General features: G+C 69.3%; 15 protein-coding genes. 9 read left to right on the top strand and 6 right to left on the bottom strand.

Annotated features, from left to right (window positions below):
* Positions 1–95: 95 nt before the first annotated feature.
* Positions 96–767 carry a TrkA family potassium uptake protein gene (locus ACIBW6_RS09805; protein ID WP_164558793.1) on the bottom strand — a complete coding sequence of 224 codons (672 nt, stop codon included), beginning with the start codon at positions 765–767 and terminating at the stop codon, positions 96–98.
* A complete protein-coding gene (locus ACIBW6_RS09800) occupies positions 767–1,435 on the bottom strand; it encodes a TrkA family potassium uptake protein (RefSeq protein WP_324769180.1) in 669 nt (222 codons plus the stop codon). Before ACIBW6_RS09800 ends, ACIBW6_RS09805 begins: the two co-directional genes overlap by 1 nt.
* A 291-nt stretch (positions 1,436–1,726) precedes the next feature.
* Here ACIBW6_RS09800 and ACIBW6_RS09795 point away from each other — a divergent pair, with 291 nt between their 5' ends.
* The 4 genes from ACIBW6_RS09795 to ACIBW6_RS09780 all read left to right on the top strand — a co-directional run bounded on the left by ACIBW6_RS09795 (position 1,727) and on the right by ACIBW6_RS09780 (position 6,106).
* Complete coding sequence (locus ACIBW6_RS09795) at positions 1,727–3,772, top strand: APC family permease (RefSeq protein ID WP_399058573.1); 2,046 nt, start codon at positions 1,727–1,729, stop codon at positions 3,770–3,772.
* Between the two features lie 130 nt (positions 3,773–3,902).
* Positions 3,903–5,231, top strand: a complete 1,329-nt coding sequence (locus tag ACIBW6_RS09790) for a class I SAM-dependent RNA methyltransferase (RefSeq protein ID WP_399058571.1) — start codon at positions 3,903–3,905, stop codon at positions 5,229–5,231.
* A gap of 291 nt (positions 5,232–5,522) precedes the next feature.
* Positions 5,523–5,717 carry a ribbon-helix-helix protein, CopG family gene (locus tag ACIBW6_RS09785; RefSeq protein WP_272588068.1) on the top strand — a complete coding sequence of 65 codons (195 nt, stop codon included), beginning with the start codon at positions 5,523–5,525 and terminating at the stop codon, positions 5,715–5,717.
* A complete protein-coding gene (locus ACIBW6_RS09780) occupies positions 5,714–6,106 on the top strand; it encodes a type II toxin-antitoxin system death-on-curing family toxin (protein ID WP_399058569.1) in 393 nt (130 codons plus the stop codon). Before ACIBW6_RS09785 ends, ACIBW6_RS09780 begins: the two co-directional genes overlap by 4 nt.
* 1,115 nt (positions 6,107–7,221) lie before the next feature.
* Here ACIBW6_RS09780 and ACIBW6_RS09775 read toward each other — a convergent pair.
* Entirely contained in the window at positions 7,222–7,464 is a 243-nt protein-coding gene (locus ACIBW6_RS09775) for a helix-turn-helix domain-containing protein (protein WP_399058808.1), read from the bottom strand.
* Positions 7,465–7,499: 35 nt separating this feature from the next.
* Entirely contained in the window at positions 7,500–8,237 is a 738-nt protein-coding gene (locus ACIBW6_RS09770; protein WP_399058567.1) for a hypothetical protein, read from the bottom strand.
* Positions 8,238–8,964: 727 nt separating this feature from the next.
* Between ACIBW6_RS09770 and ACIBW6_RS09765 the strand changes: the two genes are divergently transcribed.
* Positions 8,965–11,724, top strand: coding sequence for a tetratricopeptide repeat protein (locus tag ACIBW6_RS09765; protein ID WP_399058565.1), 2,760 nt, complete (start codon positions 8,965–8,967; stop codon positions 11,722–11,724).
* A 30-nt stretch (positions 11,725–11,754) separates the two neighbouring features.
* Here the strand turns inward: ACIBW6_RS09765 and ACIBW6_RS09760 are convergent, their stop codons facing one another.
* Positions 11,755–12,657 carry a serine/threonine protein kinase gene (locus ACIBW6_RS09760; protein ID WP_399058563.1) on the bottom strand — a complete coding sequence of 301 codons (903 nt, stop codon included), beginning with the start codon at positions 12,655–12,657 and terminating at the stop codon, positions 11,755–11,757.
* A 335-nt stretch (positions 12,658–12,992) separates the two neighbouring features.
* On the opposite strand from ACIBW6_RS09760, the gene ACIBW6_RS09755 reads away from it, so the two are divergent.
* Genes ACIBW6_RS09755 through ACIBW6_RS09740 form a run of 4 tightly spaced genes read left to right on the top strand, consistent with a single transcriptional unit; the run spans position 12,993 to position 21,700 of the window.
* On the top strand, positions 12,993–14,258 hold the full coding sequence (locus ACIBW6_RS09755) for a PD-(D/E)XK nuclease family protein (protein WP_399058806.1): 1,266 nt from the start codon (positions 12,993–12,995) through the stop codon (positions 14,256–14,258).
* A 56-nt stretch (positions 14,259–14,314) separates the two neighbouring features.
* The gene (locus tag ACIBW6_RS09750) at positions 14,315–15,400 is read left to right on the top strand and encodes a hypothetical protein (protein WP_399058561.1); all 1,086 of its coding nucleotides are present in this window, start codon (positions 14,315–14,317) and stop codon (positions 15,398–15,400) included.
* On the top strand, positions 15,393–18,899 hold the full coding sequence (locus tag ACIBW6_RS09745) for a hypothetical protein (protein WP_399058559.1): 3,507 nt from the start codon (positions 15,393–15,395) through the stop codon (positions 18,897–18,899). Before ACIBW6_RS09750 ends, ACIBW6_RS09745 begins: the two co-directional genes overlap by 8 nt.
* 32 nt (positions 18,900–18,931) lie before the next feature.
* Entirely contained in the window at positions 18,932–21,700 is a 2,769-nt protein-coding gene (locus tag ACIBW6_RS09740; protein WP_399058557.1) for a pPIWI_RE module domain-containing protein, read from the top strand.
* Positions 21,701–21,981: 281 nt separating this feature from the next.
* Here the strand turns inward: ACIBW6_RS09740 and ACIBW6_RS09735 are convergent, their stop codons facing one another.
* Positions 21,982–24,492 (bottom strand): glycoside hydrolase family 3 protein, encoded by a 2,511-nt coding sequence (locus ACIBW6_RS09735; protein ID WP_399058555.1) that lies wholly within the window; start codon positions 24,490–24,492, stop codon positions 21,982–21,984.
* Between the last annotated feature and the right edge of the window lie 30 nt (positions 24,493–24,522).

Raw genomic sequence — 24,522 nt, 5'->3', positions numbered from 1 at the left:
GGCCGTCGGTGGCTGGGCGCGCAGTTCCTCTCGCCCCTGAACAGCGGAAGGCGGGCCCGGCAAGCAACGGCTTGCCGGGCCCGCCTTCCGCTGCTCTACGCGTCCTCGCGGCGGACCGACAGAAGGTCCTCCAGCTGCTCCTCGCGGGCCTGCGCCGCGACGAACAGCAGCTCGTCGCCCGCCTCCAGTGAGTCCTCCTGGCTGGGGGCCAGGACGCGGGTGCCGCGGATGATCGTGACCAGGGACGTGTCCTGCGGCCACTGCACGTCGCCCACGCGCGTGCCGGCCAGGGCCGACTCCGGCGGGAGCGTCAGCTCGACCAGGTTCGCGTCGCCGTGGCTGAAGCGCAGCAGCCGGACGAGGTCGCCCACGCTCACCGCCTCCTCGACCAGCGCCGACATCAGGCGCGGGGTGGAGACGGCGACGTCGACGCCCCACGACTCGTTGAACAGCCACTCGTTCTTCGGGTTGTTGACGCGGGCGACCACCCGCGGCACCCCGTACTCGGTCTTCGCGAGCAGGGAGACGACGAGGTTGACCTTGTCGTCGCCGGTCGCCGCGATGACCACGTTGCAGCGCTGGAGCGCCGCCTCGTCCAGGGACGTGATCTCGCAGGCGTCGGCGAGCAGCCACTCCGCCTGCGGGACGCGCTCGACCGAGATGGCCGTCGGCGCCTTGTCGACGAGGAGGACCTCGTGACCGTTCTCCAGGAGCTCGCCCGCGATCGAACGGCCGACCGCTCCGGCTCCGGCAATGGCGACCCTCATCAGTGACCGCCCTCCTCGGGGCCTTCGGCGAACGCCGCCTCGACCTTCTCGACCTCGTCCGTGCGCATCATCACGTGCACGAGGTCACCCTCCTGCAGCACCGTCTGCGACGTCGGCAGGATCGCCTCGCCGAGCCGGGTGAGGAACGCCACGCGCACCCCCGTCTCCTCCTGGAGCCGGCTGATCTTGTGGCCCACCCAGGAGTCCGACGTGTGCACCTCGGCCAGCTGGACGCCCCCGGTAGGGTCGCGCCACAGCGGCTCCGCGCCGGACGGCAGCAGCCGGCGCAGCATCTGGTCGGCGGTCCAGCGGACCGTGGCGACCGTCGGGATGCCCAGGCGCTGGTATACCTCGGCGCGGCGGGGGTCGTAGATGCGCGCCGCCACGTTCTCGATGCCGAACATCTCGCGGGCCACCCGGGCGGCGATAATGTTCGAGTTGTCACCGCTGGAGACGGCGGCGAAGGCGCCCGCCTCCTCGATACCGGCCTCGCGCAGCGTGTCCTGGTCGAAACCGACCCCGGTGACGCGCCGGCCGCCGAACCCGGAGCCCAGACGGCGGAAGGCCGTGGGGTCCTGGTCGACCACGGCGACCGTGTGGCCCTGCTGTTCCAGGGTCTGGGCGAGCTGGGACCCCACTCGGCCACAGCCCATGATCACGATATGCACGGACCTACCCCGCACTCCTCATAGGCCTACTGACCTGCGTCAACGTCCTGCTCATGGCTCTCTCTCGCGGATCGGTCCGGCCGGTGCGGCCTGCTCTGGGGGCGCGGTGCGGAACGTTCCCGGCGCGCGCCCGGGACCACCGTATCGGCAATGCGCGCGAAGTCCGCCCCCGCGTCGGCGCCCGGATCGCGCGGCCGGGCGCGCCGTCGCCGGCCGCTCCCACGACGGGTCCTTCCCCGATTCGGGGTGGTGGGTGGGCGGTCCCGCGTTCGAACGCTTACGATCCTCTGCGTGTCCAAACTGACCGACGTGCCCAAACGGATCTTGATCGGGCGCGCACTGCGCAGTGACCGGCTGGGAGAAACGCTCCTGCCGAAGCGCATCGCACTCCCCGTTTTCGCTTCCGACCCGCTCTCCTCCGTGGCGTACGCGCCGGGCGAGGTCCTGCTGGTCCTCTCCATCGCGGGCGTGTCGGCCTACCACTTCAGCCCCTGGATCGCCGTCGCGGTCGTCGTGCTGATGTTCACGGTCGTCGCCTCCTACCGGCAGAACGTGCACGCCTACCCCAGCGGCGGCGGCGACTACGAGGTCGCCAACACCAACCTCGGCCCGAAGGCCGGGCTCACCGTCGCCAGCGCCCTGCTCGTCGACTACGTCCTGACCGTCGCCGTCTCCATCGCCTCCGGCATCGAGAACCTCGGCTCCGCGGTCCCCTTCGTCGTCGAGCACAAGGTGCTCTGCGCCTGCGCGGTCATCGTCCTGCTGACCGTGATGAACCTGCGCGGCGTCAAGGAGTCCGGCAAGCTCTTCGCCATCCCGACGTACGTGTTCGTCGCGGGCGTCTTCATCATGATCGCCTGGGGCGCCTTCCGCGGTCTCGTCCTCGACGACACCATGCGGGCCCCGACCTCCGACTTCCACATCAAGGCGGAACACCAGGGCCTCGCGGGCTTCGCGCTCGTCTTCCTGCTGCTGCGCGCCTTCTCCTCCGGTTGCGCGGCGCTCACCGGCGTCGAGGCGATCTCCAACGGCGTACCGGCGTTCCGCAAGCCCAAGTCGAAGAACGCCGCGTCCACGCTGGCCCTGATGGGCGCGCTCGCCGTCACGATGTTCTGCGGCATCATCGCCCTCGCCATGGCGACCAAGGTCCGCATGGCCGAGCACCCGGCGTCCGACCTGATCCACGACGGCGCCGCGGTCGGCTCCGGCTACGTCCAGAACCCGGTGATCTCACAGGTCGCCGAGGCCGTCTTCGGCAAGGGCAGCTTCCTGTTCATCATCCTCGCGGCGGCCACGGCGCTCGTGCTCTTCCTCGCCGCGAACACGGCCTACAACGGCTTCCCGCTGCTCGGCTCGATCCTCGCCCAGGACCGCTACCTGCCCCGCCAGCTGCACACCCGCGGCGACCGCCTCGCGTTCTCCAACGGCATCGTGCTCCTGGCCGGCGCGGCCATGCTCCTGGTCGTCATCTACGGCGCCGACTCCACCCGCCTGATCCAGCTCTACATCGTCGGCGTGTTCGTCTCCTTCACGCTCAGCCAGACCGGCATGGTCCGGCACTGGAACCGCCACCTGCGCGCGGAGCGGGACGCGGACAAGCGGCGCCACATGATCCGCTCCCGGGCGATCAACGCGTTCGGCGCCTTCTTCACCGGCCTGGTCCTCGTGGTCGTCCTCGTCACGAAGTTCACCCACGGCGCCTGGGTCGCCCTGCTCGGCATGTGCATCTTCTACGCGACGATGACCGCGATCCGTAAGCACTACGACCGGGTCGCCGAGGAGATCGCCGCGCCGGAGACCCCCTCCGACGACAGCGTGCGCCCCTCCCGGGTCCACTCCATCGTCCTCGTCTCCAAGATCCACCGCCCCACCCTGCGGGCCCTCGCCTACGCCCGGCTCATGCGCTCGGACTCCCTGGAGGCGCTGAGCGTGAACGTCGACCCGGCCGAGACGAAGGCGCTGCGCGCGGAGTGGGAGCGGCGCGGCATCGACGTACCGCTGAAGGTCCTCGACTCGCCCTACCGCGAGATCACCCGGCCGGTCATCGAGTACGTGAAGAGCCTGCGCCGCGAATCGCCGCGCGACGCCGTCAGCGTGATCATCCCCGAGTACGTGGTCGGCCACTGGTACGAGCACCTGCTGCACAACCAGAGCGCCCTGCGGCTCAAGGGCCGGCTGCTGTTCACCCCGGGCATCATGGTGACCTCCGTCCCCTACCAGCTGGAGTCCTCCGAGGCCGCCAAGAAGCGGGCCCGCAGGCGCTCCGAGTGGAGCGCGCCGGGCGCCGTCCGCCGCGGCCCGGTGGAGAAGCGCCCGAAGGAGCCGAGCCACAGGTAGCGCTTTCTCGTGAAGGTCGGCTCGTGGTGAGCGGCCGGGCGACAGCCACGTAGACTGGTGGGCTGTTGTCCGGCCGCTCTCGTTTTTCTCGCTTTCCGGCCGTTTCCCCTTGAGGTACTGGAGCCCCGCCATGCAGGCAGAAGAGAAGACGTCACTGGTGGGGGAGGAGTACGAGGTCGAGGTCGGCCCCGTCGCGCACGGCGGTCACTGCATCGCACGTACGTCCGAGGGTCAGGTGCTCTTCGTCCGGCACACGCTGCCCGGCGAGCGGGTCGTGGCGCGGGTGACGTCCGGCGAGGAGGGCGACCGCTTCCTGCGGGCGGACGCCGTGCAGATCCTCGACGCGTCCAAGGACCGCGTCGAGGCGCCCTGCCCCTACGCGGGCCCCGGCCGCTGCGGCGGCTGCGACTGGCAGCACGCGAAGCCGGGCGCGCAGCGCCGCCTGAAGGGCGACGTCGTCGCCGAGCAGCTCCAGCGGCTCGCCGGGCTCACCCCGGAGGAGGCCGGCTGGGACGGCACGGTGATGCCGGCCGAGGGCGACAAGCTGCCCGCGGGCCAGGTGCCGCAGTGGCGCACCCGCGTCCAGTACGCGATCGACGCGGACGGCAACGCGGGACTGCGCCGCCACCGCTCGCACGAGGTCGAGCCCATCGACTTCTGCATGATCGCCGCGGAGGGCGTCTCCGAGCTGGGGATCGAGAAGCGGGACTGGTCGGGCATGGAGTCCGTCGACGCGATCGCCGCGACCGGCTCCCAGGACCGCATGGTGATCCTGGAGCCGAAGCCCGGCGCCCGGCTGCCCCTCGTCGAGCTCGACAAGCCCGTCTCCGTGATGCGCGTCGAGGAGAAGGACGGCGGCGTCCACCGCGTCCACGGCCGCGCCTTCGTCCGCGAGCGCGCCGACGACCGCACGTACCGGGTCGGCAGCGGCGGCTTCTGGCAGGTCCACCCGCAGGCGGCGCAGACGCTGATGCGCGCGGTGATGCAGGGCCTGCTGCCGCGCAAGGGCGACACGGCGCTCGACCTCTACTGCGGGGTCGGCCTCTTCGCGGGCGCGCTCGCGGACCGCGTCGGCGAGAAGGGCGCGGTGCTCGGCATCGAGTCCGGCAAGCGTGCGGTGGAGGACGCCCGGCACAACCTCGCCGCGTTCGACCGCGTCCGCATCGAGCAGGGCAAGGTCGACGTGGCCCTGCCCCGCACCGGCATCACCGAGGCCGACCTCATCGTCCTGGACCCGCCGCGCGCGGGCGCGGGCAAGAAGACGGTCGCCCACCTCACGACACTCGGCGCCCGCCGGATCGCGTACGTGGCCTGCGACCCGGCGGCGCTGGCCCGGGACATCGCGTACTTCCGGGAGGGTGGGTACCGGGTGCGGATGCTGCGGGCGTTCGATCTGTTTCCTATGACGCATCATGTGGAGTGCGTGGCGATTTTGGAGCCTGCGGGCAAGGGGTCCTGACCTGTGCTTTTGACGGTCCGGGTGGGTTGTTCGACCTGTTTCCCTCAGTGCAGGGGTTCGAGCGGGCGGATCGATCTCTGTAGCTCGTTGACCTGAGGATTCGTGAGTGAGGTGTGCTGCACGGGCGACGTCCTTGAGGGGCGCTCGGAGAGTCTTGACGCTCGGACGACGCTCGCAGCAGAAGCCTCTGCTGCACCTCCCGAGGCGTTGTGCGCCGCCATTTTGGGCTCCACGTTTAGGGAACACGGCTCGACCACCTCAGCCGTGATACCGACCAGGTATCATGCGTGTATGGCGATGACACTCCGACTCCCTGATGACCTTGACGCGAAGCTGTCCGAGCGGGCTCGTCGGGAAGGTCGTAGCAAGCAGGAACTTGCCATCGAGGCCATCCGTGACGCCCAGAACCGGGCCGAGCTGAAGGTCGATGACGTCCTGGCCGAGCTGATGGACAGCGATGCGGAGATCCTGGACTACCTGAAGTGACCGACGTGCGCTACATCCAGATCGACGAGATCTTGGCCGTCGCCCGCACGGTCAACGGCACCGAGCACAGCGTGCGTGACATGGGCCTTCTGGTGTCCGCGATCGAGCGACCCCGGACGAACGTGTTCGGGGCCGAGCTGTATCCAACGCTGCACGAGAAGGCGGCGGCGCTGCTGCACTCCGTTGCCCGCAATCACGCGCTGATCGACGGCAACAAGCGCACCGCCTGGCTCACCATGCGCGTCTTTCTGCGGCTCAACGGCGTCAGCGCCGGTATCACCCCGCCGCCCGTCGCCATCGCTGGCCCGTTTGTCGAGGAAGTCGCGCAGGACAACATCGATGTACCAGTCATCGCCAAGCGCCTGTCGGTCTGGTTCCCCGTTTCCTGACGGGTTCGGTGTCGTGAGTTTGTGACGGAATGAGGCTCTGGGAGCGGTGCTGGCTCCTGGCAGTCCGCCGGTGGGGCTGCCCCGCTCGTTCAGCGGGTGGGTTCGTATGCTTTCACGAGGTCCGCTCGACCGCGAGAATGGCATTCCGCGAGCCTTCGCCTCTGAGTGACAGGCAAGGTCCACATTGACTGCGGCGGCCTCTTCCCAACGAACACCCGCATCTGCTTTCCAAGCGGTCACGGAACGCACTGTCCGCCCCCCTCGCGCGCTCCCGTGCGCACTGAGCCAGTCCGCTCGCCCCCAACAAGCTCCGTTTGTTGCATTCGACGCTTACAGCTCCTAGGGAAGAGGAGGTGCCGAAGGAATGAATACTGGCTCTCGTGACGGACTTTGGATCCGAGTACAGGGAGCGTCTGCAGGGAGATGACACGGGAGGCGTCCAAAGGCCTGTCTGTGGCGAGGTTGGTGGAACCATCCGGGGCGCGCTGGAAGCTGAGTTCTTGCCTTCATCCTGAGTATCCCTTGCCCGAAGCCCGGGTGCGCCCGGACGAGGGCTCGTGCGCGGTCGGGGTTCTCGTCGGTGGCTTCGGCAGGGTCGAAGGGCAGGATGCCGCCCAATCCGTGCTTCGCGTCGTCGAAGTTGTCCAACCTGGTCTTCGGTGTGGGAGGCGCCGTGTAGGTGTCGCTGCCCCAGTCCTGCCGGTCGGAGATGATTGGGTGGGTGCCGGTCCTCAGTGCCCACGGCGACGAGAACCTTGAGGCGGTCGTGGCGAGCGGTGCGCAGGGCTGAGCCGCCGGGCCGTTCAGAGCCGCGCCGCGGGGGGCGATTTCGATGCGGGCGCCGAAGCCTGCGTCGGTGGCTCACCGGCAGGTTAAGAGTTGAGGGGCCTGCTCGCCGTAGCTCGGGTTGGTAATTGCCGGCGGCTTCACGAACTGGCCGACGCACGCGGGCTGTCGGCCGCCGAACCGCTCGGCAGAGAAGGAGAACCTCCCTTCGCCCTCCGATTGCTGAGGAGCTGTGGAGAACCGTGCGGTGCACGTCGGCGGAGCACGGCCCGTCGTGGGAGGCAGGGCCGTGCGGCTCCGTGGCCGATGCCACGGAGCCGCACGGGTGGTCACCGTCGGAAGCCGACTCTCGGATCGTCCGTGTCCTCTTCCGGGTCCACGCTGTACAGCGGGCGGTCCTCGATCCCCAGGGCGCGCATCAGCTCGTTGGTCGGAATCCTGTACCTACGTCCGATGCGGAGGACGGGGCAAGGGAACTCGTGCTCGCGGATCAGCCGGTACGCGGTCGTCGGCCCGATTCCGAGTGCTCGGGCCGCCGTACGCAGGTCCACTGCGACGGGCAGGTCGAACATCTCCGTGAAACTGAGGCGGCCCTCCGCCGGGTCCGTCACCCTCGCCTCCCCGCAGGTCGGACCGGTCGGGTGTCCACGCGCCGCCTGGGCCGTCGCCTCTTCCCGGGGCGGCTGTGACTCGCCGAGCGGTCCTGCGACCCGTCGTCGGTGTCGATGAAGATTCCCTGTCGACGCAAATGCTCCGGGCGCACCCGGAAACGCAGCGGTGCACACAGCCCGTCGGGACCGTCCGGACGGTCGACCCGTACGTCCAGGCTCTCCGCCGCCGGAGTGTCCGCCTCCTCGTCGAACGCAGTGAGAGCGTGCTCCTCGGTGATGCGTTCGACCTGGGTGGAGGGAAGCTCCCGCAGCCCCTCCCGGGCGAGATGCCACGCCCTGGCGCGCGCCGCGTGCAGCAGAGAGGAGTCAGTGAGACAGCTCGCGCCGTCCCGTTCCGCCAGCTTCTCCAGGAGAGCCAGGACCATTTCGGCCTCCACGTCCGACCGGTCGGCCCGCAGACGTGTGCAGACCCGGTGGACCGTCCCGGTCAACCGGGGCAGGGTCAGCCAGATCGCCAGGAGTTTCCCCGTGCTGCCTGGAGTCAGGTCGCTCTGCGCCGTGCGGATGACCTCCTGCCAGACCGCGGTGGCGAACTGCGGGTCGGAGCCGGGGCCGTACAAGGCCTCGTGCGTCTCGGCAGCGGTCAGCCGGACCGGGTCAGCCTCGTCGGACTCCGTGGGGACGAGCACGAAGACCGTGTCACTGATCCGGGGATCATCGAAGTGTCGCCTCACTGAGGTGAACGCACTGCTGTGCGGTTGATACATCAAGAAATATCCTCTCTTCGGACTGCGAAAACCTGGGTCCGGAGGTGCTGGAGATGCCGGGCGAGATGGGTCCCTTGCGGGGGCGTACTGCCTCATATAAGCGCCAAACGGATATCAGCCCCACCAGCCTCACTTAGATGCGTGAGCATGCGGTAGTGGTCTTCTCGACCAGGTAACGCCGCCTTTGACCACGAAGGTGTAACAAGCACGGCAGGCCGCGAGTTCGCCGGTGACGAAGTTCGCGAGGCTGGTGGGTGCCCGTACAGAACGGGCACCCACGAACTGTTGCGCTCAGGCAGTCTCGGAGGACGAGGTGTCCGGCGCCTCAATGGGCGGGGTCGCCGGGGTGGTGTCCTCGGTCCGGACGGCCGCCCGCCGGCGGCGGCTCGGCGGCCAGTCGGGGGACTGGCGCAGACGGGCTGTCCGGCGGTTGCGCTGACGGCTGTTCATCGAGTTCGCGGTTCCTCTCTGATGAGTCGATGGATGGTCAAGCCGCCGTTTCGTGCTTCTGCGAGCGGCTGGTGCCATCGTGCCGGGCGGTGAAGTGGTGCCGCAGGGCGAAAACTGAGGGATAACTGAGTCCTTGGGGGCGTGAAGAAGCAAGCGCGTGTGAAGCGGCGCGGCGCGGCGCACAGATGAAGGAGCGCCGAAGAGGGGCCGGATCACTGACTGCGGCGCGGTGAGGGGGAGGGCGATGGAGGGGTACGTGCTGGGCCCGGTGCGAGCCGAAGGGGACGGCGGCAGGAGGGTGGTCGAAGGGTCGAAAGTGGCGGCCCTGTTCGCGCTCCTGGTGACCTCGCCAGACTGTCGATGTAAGAGGAAGGACATCGCCGAAGTCCTGTGGGAGGGCGTCGAAGACGTCGGCGATCTGGTGGACCGCGTCGTCGCCGACCTGCGGAAGCGGCTGGGCCGGGAGTCCGTGCCCCATAGCGGCAAGTCGGGTTACTGCACGCTCCGCGTGCCGGCGGGAGACGTCGATCTGCTCCGTTTTCGCGAGAAGGTGAAGCAGGCTGAGGGACTGAACTGCAAAGCGCAGTTCGAGCTGCTCGGCGCGGCCTTGGACGAGTGGGACGGCGAGGACGAACCGCTGCACGGACTGTCCGAGACCGGCTTCCACTTGCGTCGGGAGGAGTTACGGGCCGAGTTGATGGCCGCCGTGTACGCGCGGCTGGACGCAGCTCACAAGTCCTGGGAGGTCAAATGGCTGCGCGAGGAGACGGAGAAATGGTTCGAGCGCGCACCGGACTTGCCCAAGATCTTCCGGTTCTACCTGCTCGCCCACGCAGACCTGCAGGAGTCCCAACGTGAGCGGCTCATCAAGAAGTGGGAGAAGCGCAACGGAAAACCGGATATCGATGTACAGAGCGCCATTGACCAGGTCAGAGGAGAGGGCCGTCGGCCGGGCGGGGTGCTCCTGCCCCCCGTTCCCGACCAGTTGCCCGGCGGCAGGCGCAAGCCGATCGGGCAGGACGAGCTGATCGGTGACCTCTTCGAGGCCGTGTGCGAGGAACAGGACGCCGGCAATCTGGCGCTGGTCCTGATCAGCGGCATGGCGGGCGTCGGGAAGACCACGGTGGCCGAGAATCTCGCCGGTCGGCTGCGGGAGCGGTTTCCCGACGGGGTGCTGCACCGTGAACTGAACGGATTCGCCGATGGAGACGTGCGGCCCGCCGAACCGGACGAGGTCCTGGACGGCTTTCTGGCCGAGCTGCCGCCCTACACCACGGTGACCGGAACGGAGAGCAAGAGCAACGCGCTGCGGTCGGCGCTGGCCCACCGAACGGTGCTCATCGTCCTCGACGACGCGCTCAGCGCCCAGCAGGTGCTGCCGCTGCTTCCCGGAGACGGGACCTGCGCCGTGATCGTCACCAGTCGTAACGACCTCTTGAAGCTGCAGTCCGAGAGAAAGGTGCTGTTCCGCAAGATGGAGCCGCTGCAAGAAGCGGACGCCTTGGAGGTACTCACGGAGAAGGTGTCGGCCGAGGACCGGGCCAAGCGCGCCGTGCCCTTCAGCAAGCTGGTCCACCTCTGCGGTCGGCTGCCGTTGGCCCTCGTGGTGGTGGCCCGGCTTCTGGAGGTCGGAGCGCGTCCGTTGCACACCCTCCCTGCCCTGGTGCGGGAGATGGAGGCGGAGTTGGAGCGGGCGAAGCTGGACACTCTGGACCTGCCCGAGCACGAACTGTCGGTCCGCGCCGCGCTCAACTGCTCCGTGCGCGTGTTGAATGAGGAAGCCCGACTGCTGCTGTGGCAGCTCGCCGTCCACCCTGGGCCCAGCGCTTCCTGGGAGGCGGTGATGGATCTGGAACGGGTAGTGGGCGAAGGGACGCGTACCGACCGGGCCCTGGTGGACCTCGTGGCGGCGAACCTCGTGGAACATCACGGCGACCGCTATGGGCTGCACGACCTCGTGCGTGCCTTCGCCCTTCGGCACGTGCGGCCGGTGCCAGACGGAGAGAACGCGGAGATGGAGCGGGCGACTGTATGGCAGGTGCTGGAACACCAGTTGCACAACGTCCGAGCCTGCGACCGCGTGCTCGACCGCGAACGCACCCTGCCCACGGGCGAGCCCGGAGCGGTCAGGGTCACCGACCCCGCGGACATCACGGAGGCGATGGCGTTTCTGGACGAGGAATACCCTGCCGTTCAGCGAGGCATTCGCTTAGCGATCAATCGACATATCGACCGGTACGTGTGGCTGCTTCCAATGGCCCTGGTCATCTACCAGTGGCGCCGTCGCCTGCTCGATGATGCGCGACAGAACCTTCTGTACGCCGCCGAGGCGGCGGATACCGTCGCCGACCCGGTCGATCGAGCCATGGTCTACCGGTCGCTGGCAGGGACCCACTGGCGGCTCGGTGAGTATCACTTAGCTGTGGGCGCCCTTCGCAGGGCCGTCCGGTTCAGCGAGGAGGACCGCAGCGCGGAAGGCCGGCTGAGTCTGGGCCGTACGCTGCACCGGCTCGGACTCACCCTGCGCAAGCAGGGCGACCGGACGGGAGCGGAGGAGGCGCTCGGTCGAGCACTGGAGTTGTGCCGGGAGGTGTCGGACCGGGTCGGGGAGGCGGCTGTTCTGAATGTCCTCGGGGCGATCGACCTCGACCGGGGGGAGCCCGAGCAGGCGCTCCGTCGGTGCGCCGACGCCTTGGGCGTGGTGGAGCGCACGACGGAGCGCAGCGGCCTGGCCGATGTGCTGTTCACCCTGGCCAAGGTTCACCTGGCCCGTTCCGAACGGGACGAGGCCATCGCCCTGTACCGGCAGGCCTCCGACATTTACTGCGAACAGGAGAACTGGCCCAACGAGGACAAGGCACGGATACTCTTCGCTGATGTTCTGGTGTCCGCCGGCGCCACCGACGCGGCGGTGCGGGAGCTGGAGAGAGTCATCGTGCTGCGTGAGTTGATGGACGGTGAGGGGGTGCGGGAGGTCCGGGAGCGGCTGGAAGGGCTGAGGTGACCCGCCCGGTCGGTGGCCATCGGCTTACCGTCAGAGCTGTGGCGGATGCGTGCGGTAGTACTCGGTCGGGTCCGGACGCAGGCGTTTCGGTGGCCGTCGCGAGCCGAGCTGGGGAAGATACGGCCGGAGCCGGTCGAACACCTCACGGACATCCGTCGGGCGCTCCGCCGCCTCCCACCGGACCATCCACAACGCCAGGGAGGCGAACTCCGGGGGCAGGTCGGCGAGTTTGTCGACAGGCAGGGCCGGGGTTCCCTCTTCAGCCCGCTCGTCCTGTCCACCGTAGGGCAACCGCATCACGGTCATCTCCAGCAGGATACAGCCGAGTGCGAAGATATCCGTTTGCCTTGTCAAACCTGATGGGCACGCGTCGGACTGCTCGGGGGAGGCCCAGCCGCGCGTGCCGCGTGCGTATTTCGTCTCCTGATCCGCCAGAACCGCGTGGCCCATGTCAATGAGCCGGAGACGGCCGTCCGGCTGCACGATGACGTTCTCGGGCTTGAGATCGCAGTGCACCAGATTTCGGTCGTGGACTTCTGCCAGAATTTCGCACAGTTGGCCGATGACGGCCGCAACGGTCCCAGGATCCTTGACGGGCAGGGCCGCCGACAGGACCTTCTGCAGTTGGTGCCCTTCGACAAATTCCATGATCAGGCACCGGCGTCGCCGGTGTGTACCCGTGGCGATGACTTCGGGAATTGTCTGGATTCCCGTCAGCATCATCATGCGTGATCCCTCTTTGAGGAGTTCATCGCCGGCCCAGTGGAAATCGCTCTGGGGACCGAGGTCCCGGGCTTTCTGAAGCTTCAATGCCACCTTCTGCCCGCTCTTGCGGTCACGCCCGAGGAAAAGATCGCCTTGGCCGCCGTCGCCGACCATGTCCAGCACTTCGTAGCGCCTCTCCACATCGCCGATTTCCTCGATCTCCCTCACGGCCATCTACCTTTCCCCGTACGGAAATGGAGCGTGAAATGTCACAGCCATGGCTGCCCCCCGACGGGGTGACCCGCACATCCGAAGTCATCACGGTATCCGCTGGAATGTTCAAGGGGGGCGAGTTCCGATGCCCCGCCGCTGACGCTCTCAAGACCCGCGGTTACCACACGACCGACCCCGTACCGCGCCGCCGCGAGCGGCTGGAGCACTTCACCCTGGGTCCCTTCATGGCTGCCTGCGACAACCGTTCGGGGTCCGACGACCGCCCGCCCCGGACACGTACCGGGCCTCTGCACGACGGTCTGCGGACCTGGTCGGAGCACGGGGTGAAGATGTACGAGGCGGCTTTCCCCCTCGACCCGCAACGCCCCCTGCACGAGGTGTCCGAGCCGTGGACGTATCGCTACCGGCCGTCCGGTCCCGACCCGCGCGACGCCCAGGAGTACCGCCTCACCGTGTGGGGCCGCTGCCTGTCCTCCGCGGACGGTGCCTACCGCGAACTTCGTCTGCCCGTGCACCGCCTGCGGGACCTGCCGCCCGAGGGGTTCACCGCGGCCGTCACCCTGGTGCTCGCCGAGGGAACCCCCGGGCCCCCGCCGGAGCACGTACGGATCGTGGAGTTCGCGCTCTTCGACGGTGGTACGCGGGAACTCTTCGCAGGCAGCCGGGACGAGGCGCGCGCCCGGTACCGAGCACACGGCCCCGCCGCCCTGGCCGGCGTATTGGACGGGCGAGAGTACCGCCCGGGATCCGCCTGTGCCGGATGCCCCTACCTGTCGGTGTGCCCAGCCCTGCGCAGAGCGCCCGGACTGTTGGGCACCGAGGCCCATGACCGGCCCCGCCGCACCTGGTCTGTCACCAACGGGCGGGCTTACCGAGCCTGCCCGGCGCGTGACCACATGCGTCGACTGCACCTGCCCACGGCGGATTCCGTCGAACGCGAGGCGTCGGCCGAGCGCGGCCGGGCGCTGCACGCCTACCTCGCCGAACGGCACGCCCACGGATCGCCTCGGCCCTGCACGGTCGAGGTCCCCGAGGAGTGGGTACCGGCAGGATTCGAGTTGCCCCCACACGAACGCGCACTCGGCACCCTGCTGTTGCGACGGCACGCTGCGGTCTGCCCGCTGCGGTACGTCGGGGACGGTACGGATGTGCGGACCGAGCCCCGGGTGGTGCGGCATGACACAGCCGCCGACGTGGTGGTCCTGGCCGCGCCCGACCTGCTTTATCGAGATGCCGGGTCGTGGGTGTGGCGCGAGACCAAGACCTCCGTCACCGATTGGCGGTCCGACCGCCCCCTGTTGGAGCGTTATCCGCAGTTGGCCCTGGCCGTCGTGCTCATCGCCCGCGGTGACCTGGGCGGTGATCCGTTCCGCGCGCGGGTCGAGCTGGAGGTGCTGCGCCCCGGCGGCGCCGACCTGGAGATCATCGATCCCTTCGCCCCGGCCAATCGGGTCATCGCCGAGAAGGTACTACGGGCGATGGTGGCCGACTGGCACGGGGACGACCAGTACGCGGCCCGGCCCGGCCGTTCCTGCGAGCGATGCGAAGTGGCCCGCTGGTGCACGGCGTCCTCCGTCAGCGAGACCGCGGCATGAGGGCGCACCCGGCCGGCCGGGCCGATCGGCTGGCCGCCAATGAGGCGCCCGAGGGCGTGGGCAGCGACCTTTTCGGCGAACTCGCCCGCATGGTGGCGGCTCTATCCGAGGTCCAAGGGCTCCGCTCCTTCGCCCTGCCCTATCCCGGTCTCGCCCAGCGGGCGCTGGATCACACGGTGATGCGCTGCCTCGATGCGGGAGAGGCGCCGCCGAGGAGTCTTCCGGAGCTGTGGGAGTGGTGCCGGACCAGGCCGTCCGACGACCCACTCCTCGCGGTCCCCTCCGCCCTGGTCGCGCCGGGCACCAGGCTGGTGCACCGGGTCGGCCGGATGCCGACCCGGTCGTGTCTCGAGGTGGCCTCGCATGGGCCGGACGAAGGCGTGGCGGGACACGCCCGTGCGCTCCTCGGGGACCTGCACGCGCGGAGTGGATCGGAGGAGCGTTACCGGCAATGCCGGGCGTTCCTGGCGCGTCACCCGGTCGTCCACCAGCAGGACCGCTTCGCGCCGGGTTGGAACCGGGCGGTCTGGAGCCGTGTCAAGAGCCTCTACGGTCCGTTGCCCGAGTTCCTGCTCGTCGACGGAGACTTCCTGTACTGCCCCTCGTGCAGGCTCCCGGCGCTGCCCGGGGACAGTGCCGTGCCCGTACCCGGACCGTCCGGCTCCGGCGCCGAAGTCTGGTGCGAGGGGGAGGACTGCCCGCGTGACGCCCCTCCGCGGCGCATTCGTGAGCCGGACCAGGCGTGGATCCTGCAACGCTCGCTGCGGTGGTACCTCGTCCTGCCGCACCGCACCGACGAAGCCGCCCGGGAGGCACTGGAGCGCTCCGGCGTCGCGTACGAGACCCTGCCCGGTCTTCTGCCCGCCTACCGGATCCGGGACGCCGGCCCTCGCATCGTGGACATCCAGGTGTATGACCGCGAGCAGCCGGCGCTCCTCGCAGCTCATCTCACCGACCACACACCCCTCGCGGACCTCACCCTCGTCGTGGTTTCCGACGCGCTCGCCGGACGGGACAGCTACCGGCAGGCATTCACCGACGCCCTTCCCGCGCTCCTGCAGGGCCGGCTGGTGCTCACCACCCCCACGGACCTCGTGCCCGACCTGGGACAGGCCCGCCGAGAGGAGAAGGACGATGCGTAGTATCACCCCGCCCTTGACCGACGTGTTCAACGCGCTCAAAGCATTTCTGGGGTCCTCCGTGCCCCAGCCTGCGCTGGAAGCCCTCTGTCAGGTCGAACTCGGCCTGTATCTCCAGCAGAAGATGATGCCGGGAAGCCCCGCGGGCAGCGCCTGGGTGCTGTTCAGCGGGTACGGGTTCGCCGAGGCGCACCGAGCACCGCTGCCATCCGATGCGGCGAAGACCCTGCGTATCGCCAGGTACTCGCTGTGGACGCTGCGCCGGAGCCGTACCTGGCTCGAGGCGCTGGACACCTACCAGAGGTACGACGCCAGGGTGCGCGCCTACGATGTACCGGACGCCGAGACACCTGCTGCCCGCCGTGACCTCTCCGTCGCCGGCGACCGCTTCTCCGTCTACGAACAACTGCTGTGTGCCGCACCGCCGCTGGCGGGCAAGCGGCTGCCGGTCGCGGGTCAGGGTCTGCACACCTTCCCCGTCAGTCGCACCCTGGCCGTCGTCGACCTGCCGCCCGTGCCCCCCATTCCCCTCGTCGCCCACGACATGGACCTGGAACCGGCCGGCGGCGGCAAGCCCCTGATCTTCACCAGGGAGAACCTGGAGCGCACGGCGGCGGAGATGGACGCCCAGCACGCTCGCTCCGGCAAGGGCCGGGCACCACGGTGGCTGGAGCGGCTACGGTCGTTCGACCTGTCCACCAAGGCGAACGGAACCTTCCGCAAGGCGAGGAAGGACGAAGACTTCGCCTTCACGGTCGACGGCATCCAGCACCTGCTCGGCATCGTCGGCGCCGGCAAGAGCACACTGCGCGACATCATCGCCGTCCATCTCGCCAAGCTGGGCAAGCGCACCACCATCGTCGTCACCGATGTTGCGGAAGTGCTGAAGCTCGTCCGGCTCTACGATCTCTACACCGACGGCGCTTCCGCACCCGTACTCGGCTCCTCGGGCCGCGAGCGGCACGCCCAGCGGCTGCACCGCCGGCTGGCGGGCCGGGGCGAGCACCGACTGCTCGCTCACGACGACCCCGCCTTCGCCTACCTCGGGACGTCCTGCCTGCTTAACGTCAGACGGCAGGGTGCTTCGTCGACGACCGAACCACTCGCCTACGGCGAGGCACCCTGTTCCCGGCTCCGGCCCCCGTCGGCCCTGCGGCGTGACCCGAGCGACGGACCGCACTCCGCGTGGCAGAAGAGGGTGACGAGTTGCCCGTACTGGTCCGCCTGTCCCCGTCACCACGGAGCTCGTACCCTGGTCGGCGCCCTGATCTGGGTGGCCACGCCGGCCGGGCTGATCGACTCCTCGCCGCCCCGCCCTCAGAACGGCGAGCGCATCCGTTTCCTGGAACTCGCCTGCCGCCGAAGTGACCTCGTGATCATCGACGAGGCCGACCGTGTCCAGATGCAGCTCGACCGGACTTTCGCACCCGCCGTGGTCCTCGCCAGCGACGAGGACAAGGGCCTCATCGACCAGCTGAGCCGACACAAGATCCGGGAACTCGCGGCCGGCGGACGCACCCAGCTATCCGAACGAGACGTCGAGACCTTCGCCGCCGCCCTCAACACCGCAGGCGCGGCCACCGACCGGCTGTACGCGATGCTCGTCGCCGGGTACGAGCTGCGCAAGTGGGTGAGGACGGGCTACTTCAGCGCCTGGACACTCCAGCTGGGGCTTCTCGACGAACGCTACGAACTCCCCGGCGACAGCAGTCGGGACCACCCTCATCACGCCCCCCGCGAGGCTCTCGGGAAACTGCTCGACGCGTTCCGGGACAACCCTTTCGGTGACCGTCACCGTAGGACGGAAGAGGACTTCAGCCGGCTGACCGCCCTCCTCAACGAACTGCTCCACACTGGCAACCCGGAGAACACCCGGCGCCGCCTCACCGAGGTCATGGACGAGGTCTTCGCCATCGACCCGACGTACATGGCTGCCCGGCAGCGTAAGTACCAAGAGGCGTACGACGAGTGGCGGCGCGAGGAGGAGCAGGAGAAGAAACGCGGACGCCGCCAGAAGCTTAAGCCTCCGCCCCAGACTCCCGAGGAATGGCGGAGGCAACTCGCGGAGCGCTTCGAGTTCACATTGTTGCTCAGCGCCCTTGAACCACGGCTCGCCATGATCAACGCTATGTGGCCTCGCGTCGAGGCCGCCCTCAACCTCGGCTTCAACACGATGTACCGTCGGCCGCTCGACTACGGCCCGATGGTGCCCGAAGCCCCGATGGGCAATGTGCTCGGCTTCCAGTTCCGGGTCCCGGGTGAGGACGAGGGCGGAGTCCGCAGTGGCGAACTGACCTTCTTCCGGTGCAGTGGCGTCGGACGTGAGCTGCTGCGCGCCATCCCCGATCTCACCTCCGTCGACGGCAGGCCCGGTGCCCACTTGCTGCTCATGTCGGGCAGCAGCTGGGCGGGCGCGTCCAGCCGCTACCACGTCTGCGTCCCGGTCGGTGTGGTCATCGAACCACCGGCCGAAGTGACCGAGCGCATCGCCGACGAGAGCTTCATGCGCTTCGAGTTCATCGACGACGGCGACGAGAAGCTGCGCATGTCGGGAACCCATCCGGACGACCGCCCGGAAAAGTTGCGCCGCATCGCGCGCCATCTAGGTGAGGGCGGAGACGAGTACGAGGTCACTGAAGGCGGTCCGCTCCAGCAGGAGTTGCTCTCACTTCCTCCAGGGCGCGACCAGATCCTTCTGCTGGTCGGCAGCTACACCGAGGCACGTGTGGTTGCCGACACACTGCACAACCTCAACGTCCGCTGGCACAACAAGGTGCTGTGCCTGGTATCGGACGACGAGGAGATCACAGCGGAGGACGAGGCACCGTCCGCCTACCACGCCCGATCACTGCGCCGGGGCGACGTCGAGCACCTGAAGGACCTCGAGGCGGACATCCTGGTGGCGCCCCTGCTCGCGCTGGAACGCGGCCACAACATCCTCAACGAGGACGATGAGGCGGCCATCGGCACGGTCTACTTCCTGGCACGGCCCCATCCGCACCCAGAGGACCTCCACCTGGCTGTCAACGCCGTCAATGACTGGGTCGTCCGCGCCGTCACCGGCGGCGACTTCGCCACTCTGGTACAGGGGAAACCCACCGTGGAGGAAGGAGCGGAGGAGTTCCGCCGCCTCGCCCGTTCGTACTGGTACCAGGTACTCGCCCGTTCGATGGCGTGGAGCCATCTCGACGACGATGTACGGGAACAGGTCACCTGGGACATGCTGGTCCTGTTGTGGCAGGTGATCGGGCGACTGGTACGCGGTGGGGTACCGGCCCGAGTGGTCTTCGTCGACGCCGCCTTCGCTCCCAACCGCGGCGCCGTGCCGGCGCGGCCGGACACCCCTGAATCCAGTCTGCTGCACAGCGTCCTCGCCGTCCTGGGTCCGTATTTCGACGGCGGCACGACGACTGCAGAGGAGCAATTCATCGTCCGCGCCCTGTACGCGCCACTGCGCAGCATGCTCACCCGCCTGCTCGCCGCCGTACCCGCCCGCCCGTAAGCGCCGAAACACTATCTCAGGAGGTAATTCGCGTGTATCACCACATTCGCGTCGCGGCCTACGAACCCGACCCGCTTCACGGGCCCTGGCGGGAGGAGATGAAGGTGCTGCGGCTCGGCGAGGACCTGTACGCCGAACTCACCCAGATGCATGCCGAGGCGGACAAGAGCGCCGTCCACCCCCACAGGCTCCCCGTGCGCAGGCTCAACTCCCTGCTCCAGGCGATGGCGCCAGGCGTCATCGCGACCGGCCGCAACGCTGGGACGGATGGCCGTCTGCCGTGGCTCTACGCGCGGGAAGCCGTCCCGCCGGACGTGCTGGCACCAGTGGTAGGAGCTTGGGCGGCGAGCGCGCATCGGGAGGACGACGACTCGGAGGGCGCCGATCTCGAGGAGAGGCTCCGCTCCGAAGACCCGACCGAGACGGTACGTCTGCCCCACTGGGAGACGGAATCGGTCGATCTCACCGAAAGCGTGCTCTCGGCGGGCGGAACCGCTGAACCCGTCGCGCGGCTCTACAGCTTGCTTCCCGAGTGGATCGCCTTCCGGCTGGCCGCCCGGACGTTTCGCACGGGCGGCACCACACTCCACTTCCGCGTCGAGAGTTCGGGTGACGGCGCGCGACTTATTTCCTGGCCGCCTCAGCGGTACGAGCGCCGAAGGCAGACCTGGTACTACTCTGCATGCCTCACCATCACCGTCCACACCGTGCCGTTCGCCCAGCGATTCCGCGTCCACGTGTCCACCCAGGTACGCCGGTGGGCCACCCGACTGGACGTACGGCCCCACCAGCTCGGCGGGACGACCGTCCTGCTGGACGTTCCACTGCCGTGGCCGGGAGGGCCGGATCGGAGCCACCGGCTGATGGTGAACACGCTGGGGTACGACAGACGGTCGAAGGAAGTGGCCTGGCGCCGGCACAGCCCCGCACCGCTCCTTCCCGAGCTGGACATCGTGCGGAACTATCCCCGTCCGGAAGCGCTCTTCTCCGACCCCGAACGCTGGATCATCGGTTCCGGGGACGTGGCCGCTGGCATCGTCTACCACCCGTCGATCGGCCCGCACGAGGTCGGGCCCGGGCTGATGCCACGGGAGCGGGCGGATCTGGACGCCTGGGTCGAGGAAGGGCTGCGCCCCCTGCTGACCCGGGTCCCCGACCTCACGCGCGTCTCCCGGAGCAACACGCCCTCTCTACTGCCCCGTTCCGGCTCCGGACGCGTCCCAGGTGTTCGCGACGCCCAGCTGGCTCTGCAACGGCGGGCGGCACTGACACGCGCGCTGAACGGCCGGCCTCTGGAGATCGATGTCTTCTGGCAGTCCCCGGAAACCCGTGCGGCGCTGCTCGCCGAGCTGCCCAAGCTCATTGGTCTTCCCACCGGGCAGCAAGTGCCGTCGGCCGACGGGGAGACCTGGCAGTGGCAGTGCGAGGGGGTCGACATCCGCGTTCGGGCCCGGCCCGCGGGACCCTTGGCCGACGCCCTGCCGACCACCCGAGCCCGCGGACGCCTCAGGGCCGTCCGGCTGGCCGAGGCCATCGAAGGGCGCTGCGGGCTCGTGGCGGACCGGGCGTACCCGCTTCTCGGCGGGGCCGGAGTCGTGATCATGGAGATCGCCGGCAAGGAGCGCTTCACCGCCGTCCCGGACTCAGACCCCAAGCACGCGCTGCGCATCGCCTGGGCACGGCAGGGACGGCTGACCCAGTTCTTGAACTCGCCCGACGACACCGACAGTGCTCTGGAACACCGGGCCAGGTGGACCTGGCTGGACGCTTTCCGGCAGCTGGGTGCGATCATCCTGCCCGCCCATCGGGTGGGAGCAGGCATTCCGGGCGACCTGCAGTACGCGGCGCTCTGGCTCGTACGCCACACCAGGAAGGGGCCCACGCGATGCCCCGTCCACCGTCTCGTGGCAGTGCGGGTGCGCCCCGCGGACGGACCGGGCGTCATCGAGGGGTGGGACGCAGAACGAGCCGAATGGGTGCCGTATGCGAAGCTGTTGCTGCTGCTCTCGCAGGCACGGGAACCGGCGGCGAGCAGCAGGAAGAAGACCGGCACGGGGAAGCGCGTTGATCGCTCGGCAGCTTCGGGAGCATCACGGTTCGCTGACCGCCCAGGCGTGGAGCAGGACAGGCAGCGGGAGACCGAGCGGCAGATCCGGGCACTGCTCTTCCAGCTTCGCGACCGCCCGACGCTGCTGCTAGCGGACGCCGCCAATCTGCGTCAGTGCTGGCCTGGCTTGCGCAACGGCGCGCTGGACCGCGACATGCTCGGCTTCGGGGTCGAACCCGCCCAGCGGCACACGCTCTACGGCCACAACTTGCGGGTGCTGCTCGTACGGGACGCCAACGCCCGGGGTGAAGTGGCGGAGTGGTACGCCCACGACACCGGGGACGGGGTCGGCTTCGCCGAGGGTGTGTGGGGGACACCGGATACGGAGGGCCGTGTCTTCGCGAGCACGGCCTCGAAGCCACACACGGTGGCGAAACTGCCGAAGGGGCTCATGAAGCTGGTGCCCACGGCACAGGGCCGGACAGCGCCCGGGAAGACCGCGTGGAACCCCGGGCAACTGGAGATCACCGTGCTCGGCTGTCTGTCGGAGAAGGCGCTGACGGACTCGGGGCGTGCGGGTGATCCGCCCGACCGGCCTGCGGAGTGGGCGACGCTCACGCACCAGTTGCGTTACCACGACGACTACCCGCCGCTCGCTCGGCCTCTCCCGCTGCACTGGGCGCGTCTCGCCGGTGAGTACGTGCTTCCGCTAGCCGAATCGAAGCAAGCCGGGAGTACGTCATCCGCTCCCTGAGCGAGGCGTTGCCCGCGTGGGGCGTCGGTTCACTGGCAGTCCCGCTGTGACGCCGTCTGACGCGCTCAACGCTTGGTGGCCCCAATACGAAACGAGAGAATGACCTGACCTGCAGCTTTCACTGATTTCACCCGGGTCACATGCTCCCTACGACCCTTCATACTGAATACCTCGATGTCATCGAGCCTGCCGAGAAGGGCGCCTGACTCGCCCGGACCCGCGGCGCGGCAAGGCTCCGGAGCGGCCGTCAGGTGTCGCTCCGGAGCCGTGGCCGCCGCTCGTCAGGTGCCGATGGTGAGCGGGGCTGTCAGGCGGAGGTCGGTGACCGACCGGCCCGCCTTGATCTTGTAGTCGCCGGTGACGCGAAGCCAGCCGTCGTCGTCCCAGATCTCGAACGCGCGGTCCGGCAGGTCGACGGTGACGGACACGGTCTCGCCCAGCGCTGCTGTCACGTGGGCGAAGCCCGCCAGCCATCGCGCGGGGCGGTCGTGGCTGTCGGCGACGGGGGAGACGTAGACCTGGACGACCTCGCTGCCGGGCCGCGGGCCGCTGTTGCGGACGGTGACGGTGGCCGAGGTGCCGTCGGTCTCGATCGTCTCGTACGTCCAGTCCGTGTAGCCGAGACCGTGACCGAAGGGGTACGACGGTGTCCGTCCGGCCCGCTCCCAGGCACTGTAGCCGACGAAGACGCCCTCCTCGTAGTGCAGTTCGCCGTCGGTGGGAGTGACCCCGGTGACCGGGGCCCGGTCCAGGTCGCCCCAGGTGGTGGGCAGCCGTCCACCGGGTTCCTCGGTGCCGAGGAGTACGTCGGCGAGGGCGGCGCCGCCCTCCTGGCCGGGGAACCAGCTCAGCAGGACCGCCGCGACCTCGTGCCGCCAGGGCAGTTCCACGGGGGAACCGGAGTTGACGACCACGATCGTGTGCGGGTTCACCGCGGCCACCGCCCGGACCAGGTCGTCCTGGCGGCCGGGCAGCCGCAGGTCCTGCCGGTCGAAGCCCTCCGACTCCACGCGTTCGGTGGTGGAGACGACCACGATCGCGGTGTCCGCGTCCCGAGCCGTTGCCACCGCTTCGGCGATCAGCTCGTCCGGGTCGCTCCGGGGCCCCAGGTGCATCAGGGAGAACATCACACCGAAGACCGGCGCCTCCGGTCCCCCGGGCAGGGTGTGCAGCAGCGAGACGTCCACCGTCTCACCCGCGGTGAGCGCCACCGTGCCGCGCTCGACCGGGGCGCCGAAGAACGCCTCGAAAGGGTCGGCGTCCGGGTCGAGCTGCTTGACGCCGTCGAACAGCGTCCGGCCGTCGACGGTGAGCCGGTGACCGCCGATGCCGCGGGTGCCGAAGGAGTGCTCGCCGCTCTCCCGCGGCCGGAAGGTCCCGACGATCTCGATGCTGTGCAACGCGTCCCGGGTGACGCCCTCGGGCAGGTCGTCGCCGATCCACTGCAACTGGCCGTTGGGAAGGCTGCCTTCGCCGAGCACCCTCCCGGCGGCGTCGCGGCACACGGCCCGCAGCGTGAACCCCGGGCCGGCGGGCAGGAGTTCGTCGCTCGGGTCGGCGCCGACGGCGTAACGCAGGACCCCCTCGGGCAGGGCGGCCGTCAGCCCGTCGAGCGGGGAGACGACGTGCGCGGGGAAGACGGTGGCGGAACCGCCGCCGGAGATCCGCGCGTCCCGCGCGGCCGCGCCGAGCAGCGCGACTCCGCGCACCGCAGGGTGCAGCGGCAGGGCGCGGTCGGCGCCGCGGACGGTCTCGTTGCGCAGGAGGACGAAGCCGCGGCGGGCGATCTCCCGGGCCAGCGCTTCGCCGTCGATCGGCGCGCCCGGGTCCGTCACCACCGGTGGCGCGCCCTCCAGCAGGCCGACGCGCGCGGCCAGGCGCAGGACGTTGCGCACCGCCGTGTCGACCACGGCCTCCTCCACCTCGCCCGCCCGGACGGCCTCGGCGAGGGCGGGGCCGTAGACGGTGTCCGGTCCGGGCATGGCCACGTCGAGGCCGCCCAGGATGTCCCCGGTCGTGGAGCGGGCCGCCATCCAGTCGGAGACGTTGCAGCCGTCGAAGCCCCACGCGTCGCGCAGCACCTCGTTCACGAGGTGGTGGTGCTCGGTCATGGTGGCGCCGTTGACGCGGTTGTAGGCGGTCATGATGCCCCAGGGGCGGGCCTTGGTGACGATCGCTTCGAAGGGGGCGAGATAGATCTCGCGCAGAGCGCGGTCGGAGATGATGTTGTCGACGGTGAAGCGGTCGGTCTCGGCGTCGTTGGCGACGAAGTGTTTGACGGTGGTGCCGACACCGCCGGACTGCACGCCTCGCACGTACCCGGTGCCGATCTCACCCGTCAGGCAGGGGTCCTCGCTGTAGGCCTCGAAGTGGCGGCCGCCCAGGGGCGACCGGTGGAGGTTGACCGTCGGGGCGAGCACCACGTGCACGCCTTTGCGCCGCGCCTCCTGCGCGAGCAGGGCCCCCGCGCGGCGGGCCAGCCCCGGATCCCAGGTGGCGGCCAGAGCGGTCGGGGAGGGCAGGGCCACGGAGGGGTCCTCGGCGGTCCACCGGACTCCGCGCACGCCGATGGGGCCGTCGGACATCACCACCGAACCCAGTCCGATGTGCGCGACCTCCGGCAGTGACCACATGTCCTGACCGGCGAGCAGCCGCGTCTTGGTGTCCAGGTCGAGCTTCCCGAGCGCCGCGTCCACGGCTGCTTCGCGCGCCCGGTCCGCTGCGGCGGCGGTGTCTTCGGACAGCTCGGACAGCTCGGTCGGCTCTGACCCGGTTGTCTCACGTTCGGGCATGGCGGTGCCTCCTGGGTTCGGATCGGTGGG

The sequence above is a fragment of the Streptomyces sp. NPDC049813 genome (assembly GCF_044465085.1).
In the GTDB taxonomy this organism is placed as follows: Bacteria; Actinomycetota; Actinomycetes; order Streptomycetales; family Streptomycetaceae; genus Streptomyces.
The sequence above is the reverse complement of the archived record's forward strand: the minus strand, read 5'-3'. Positions and strand labels throughout refer to the sequence as shown.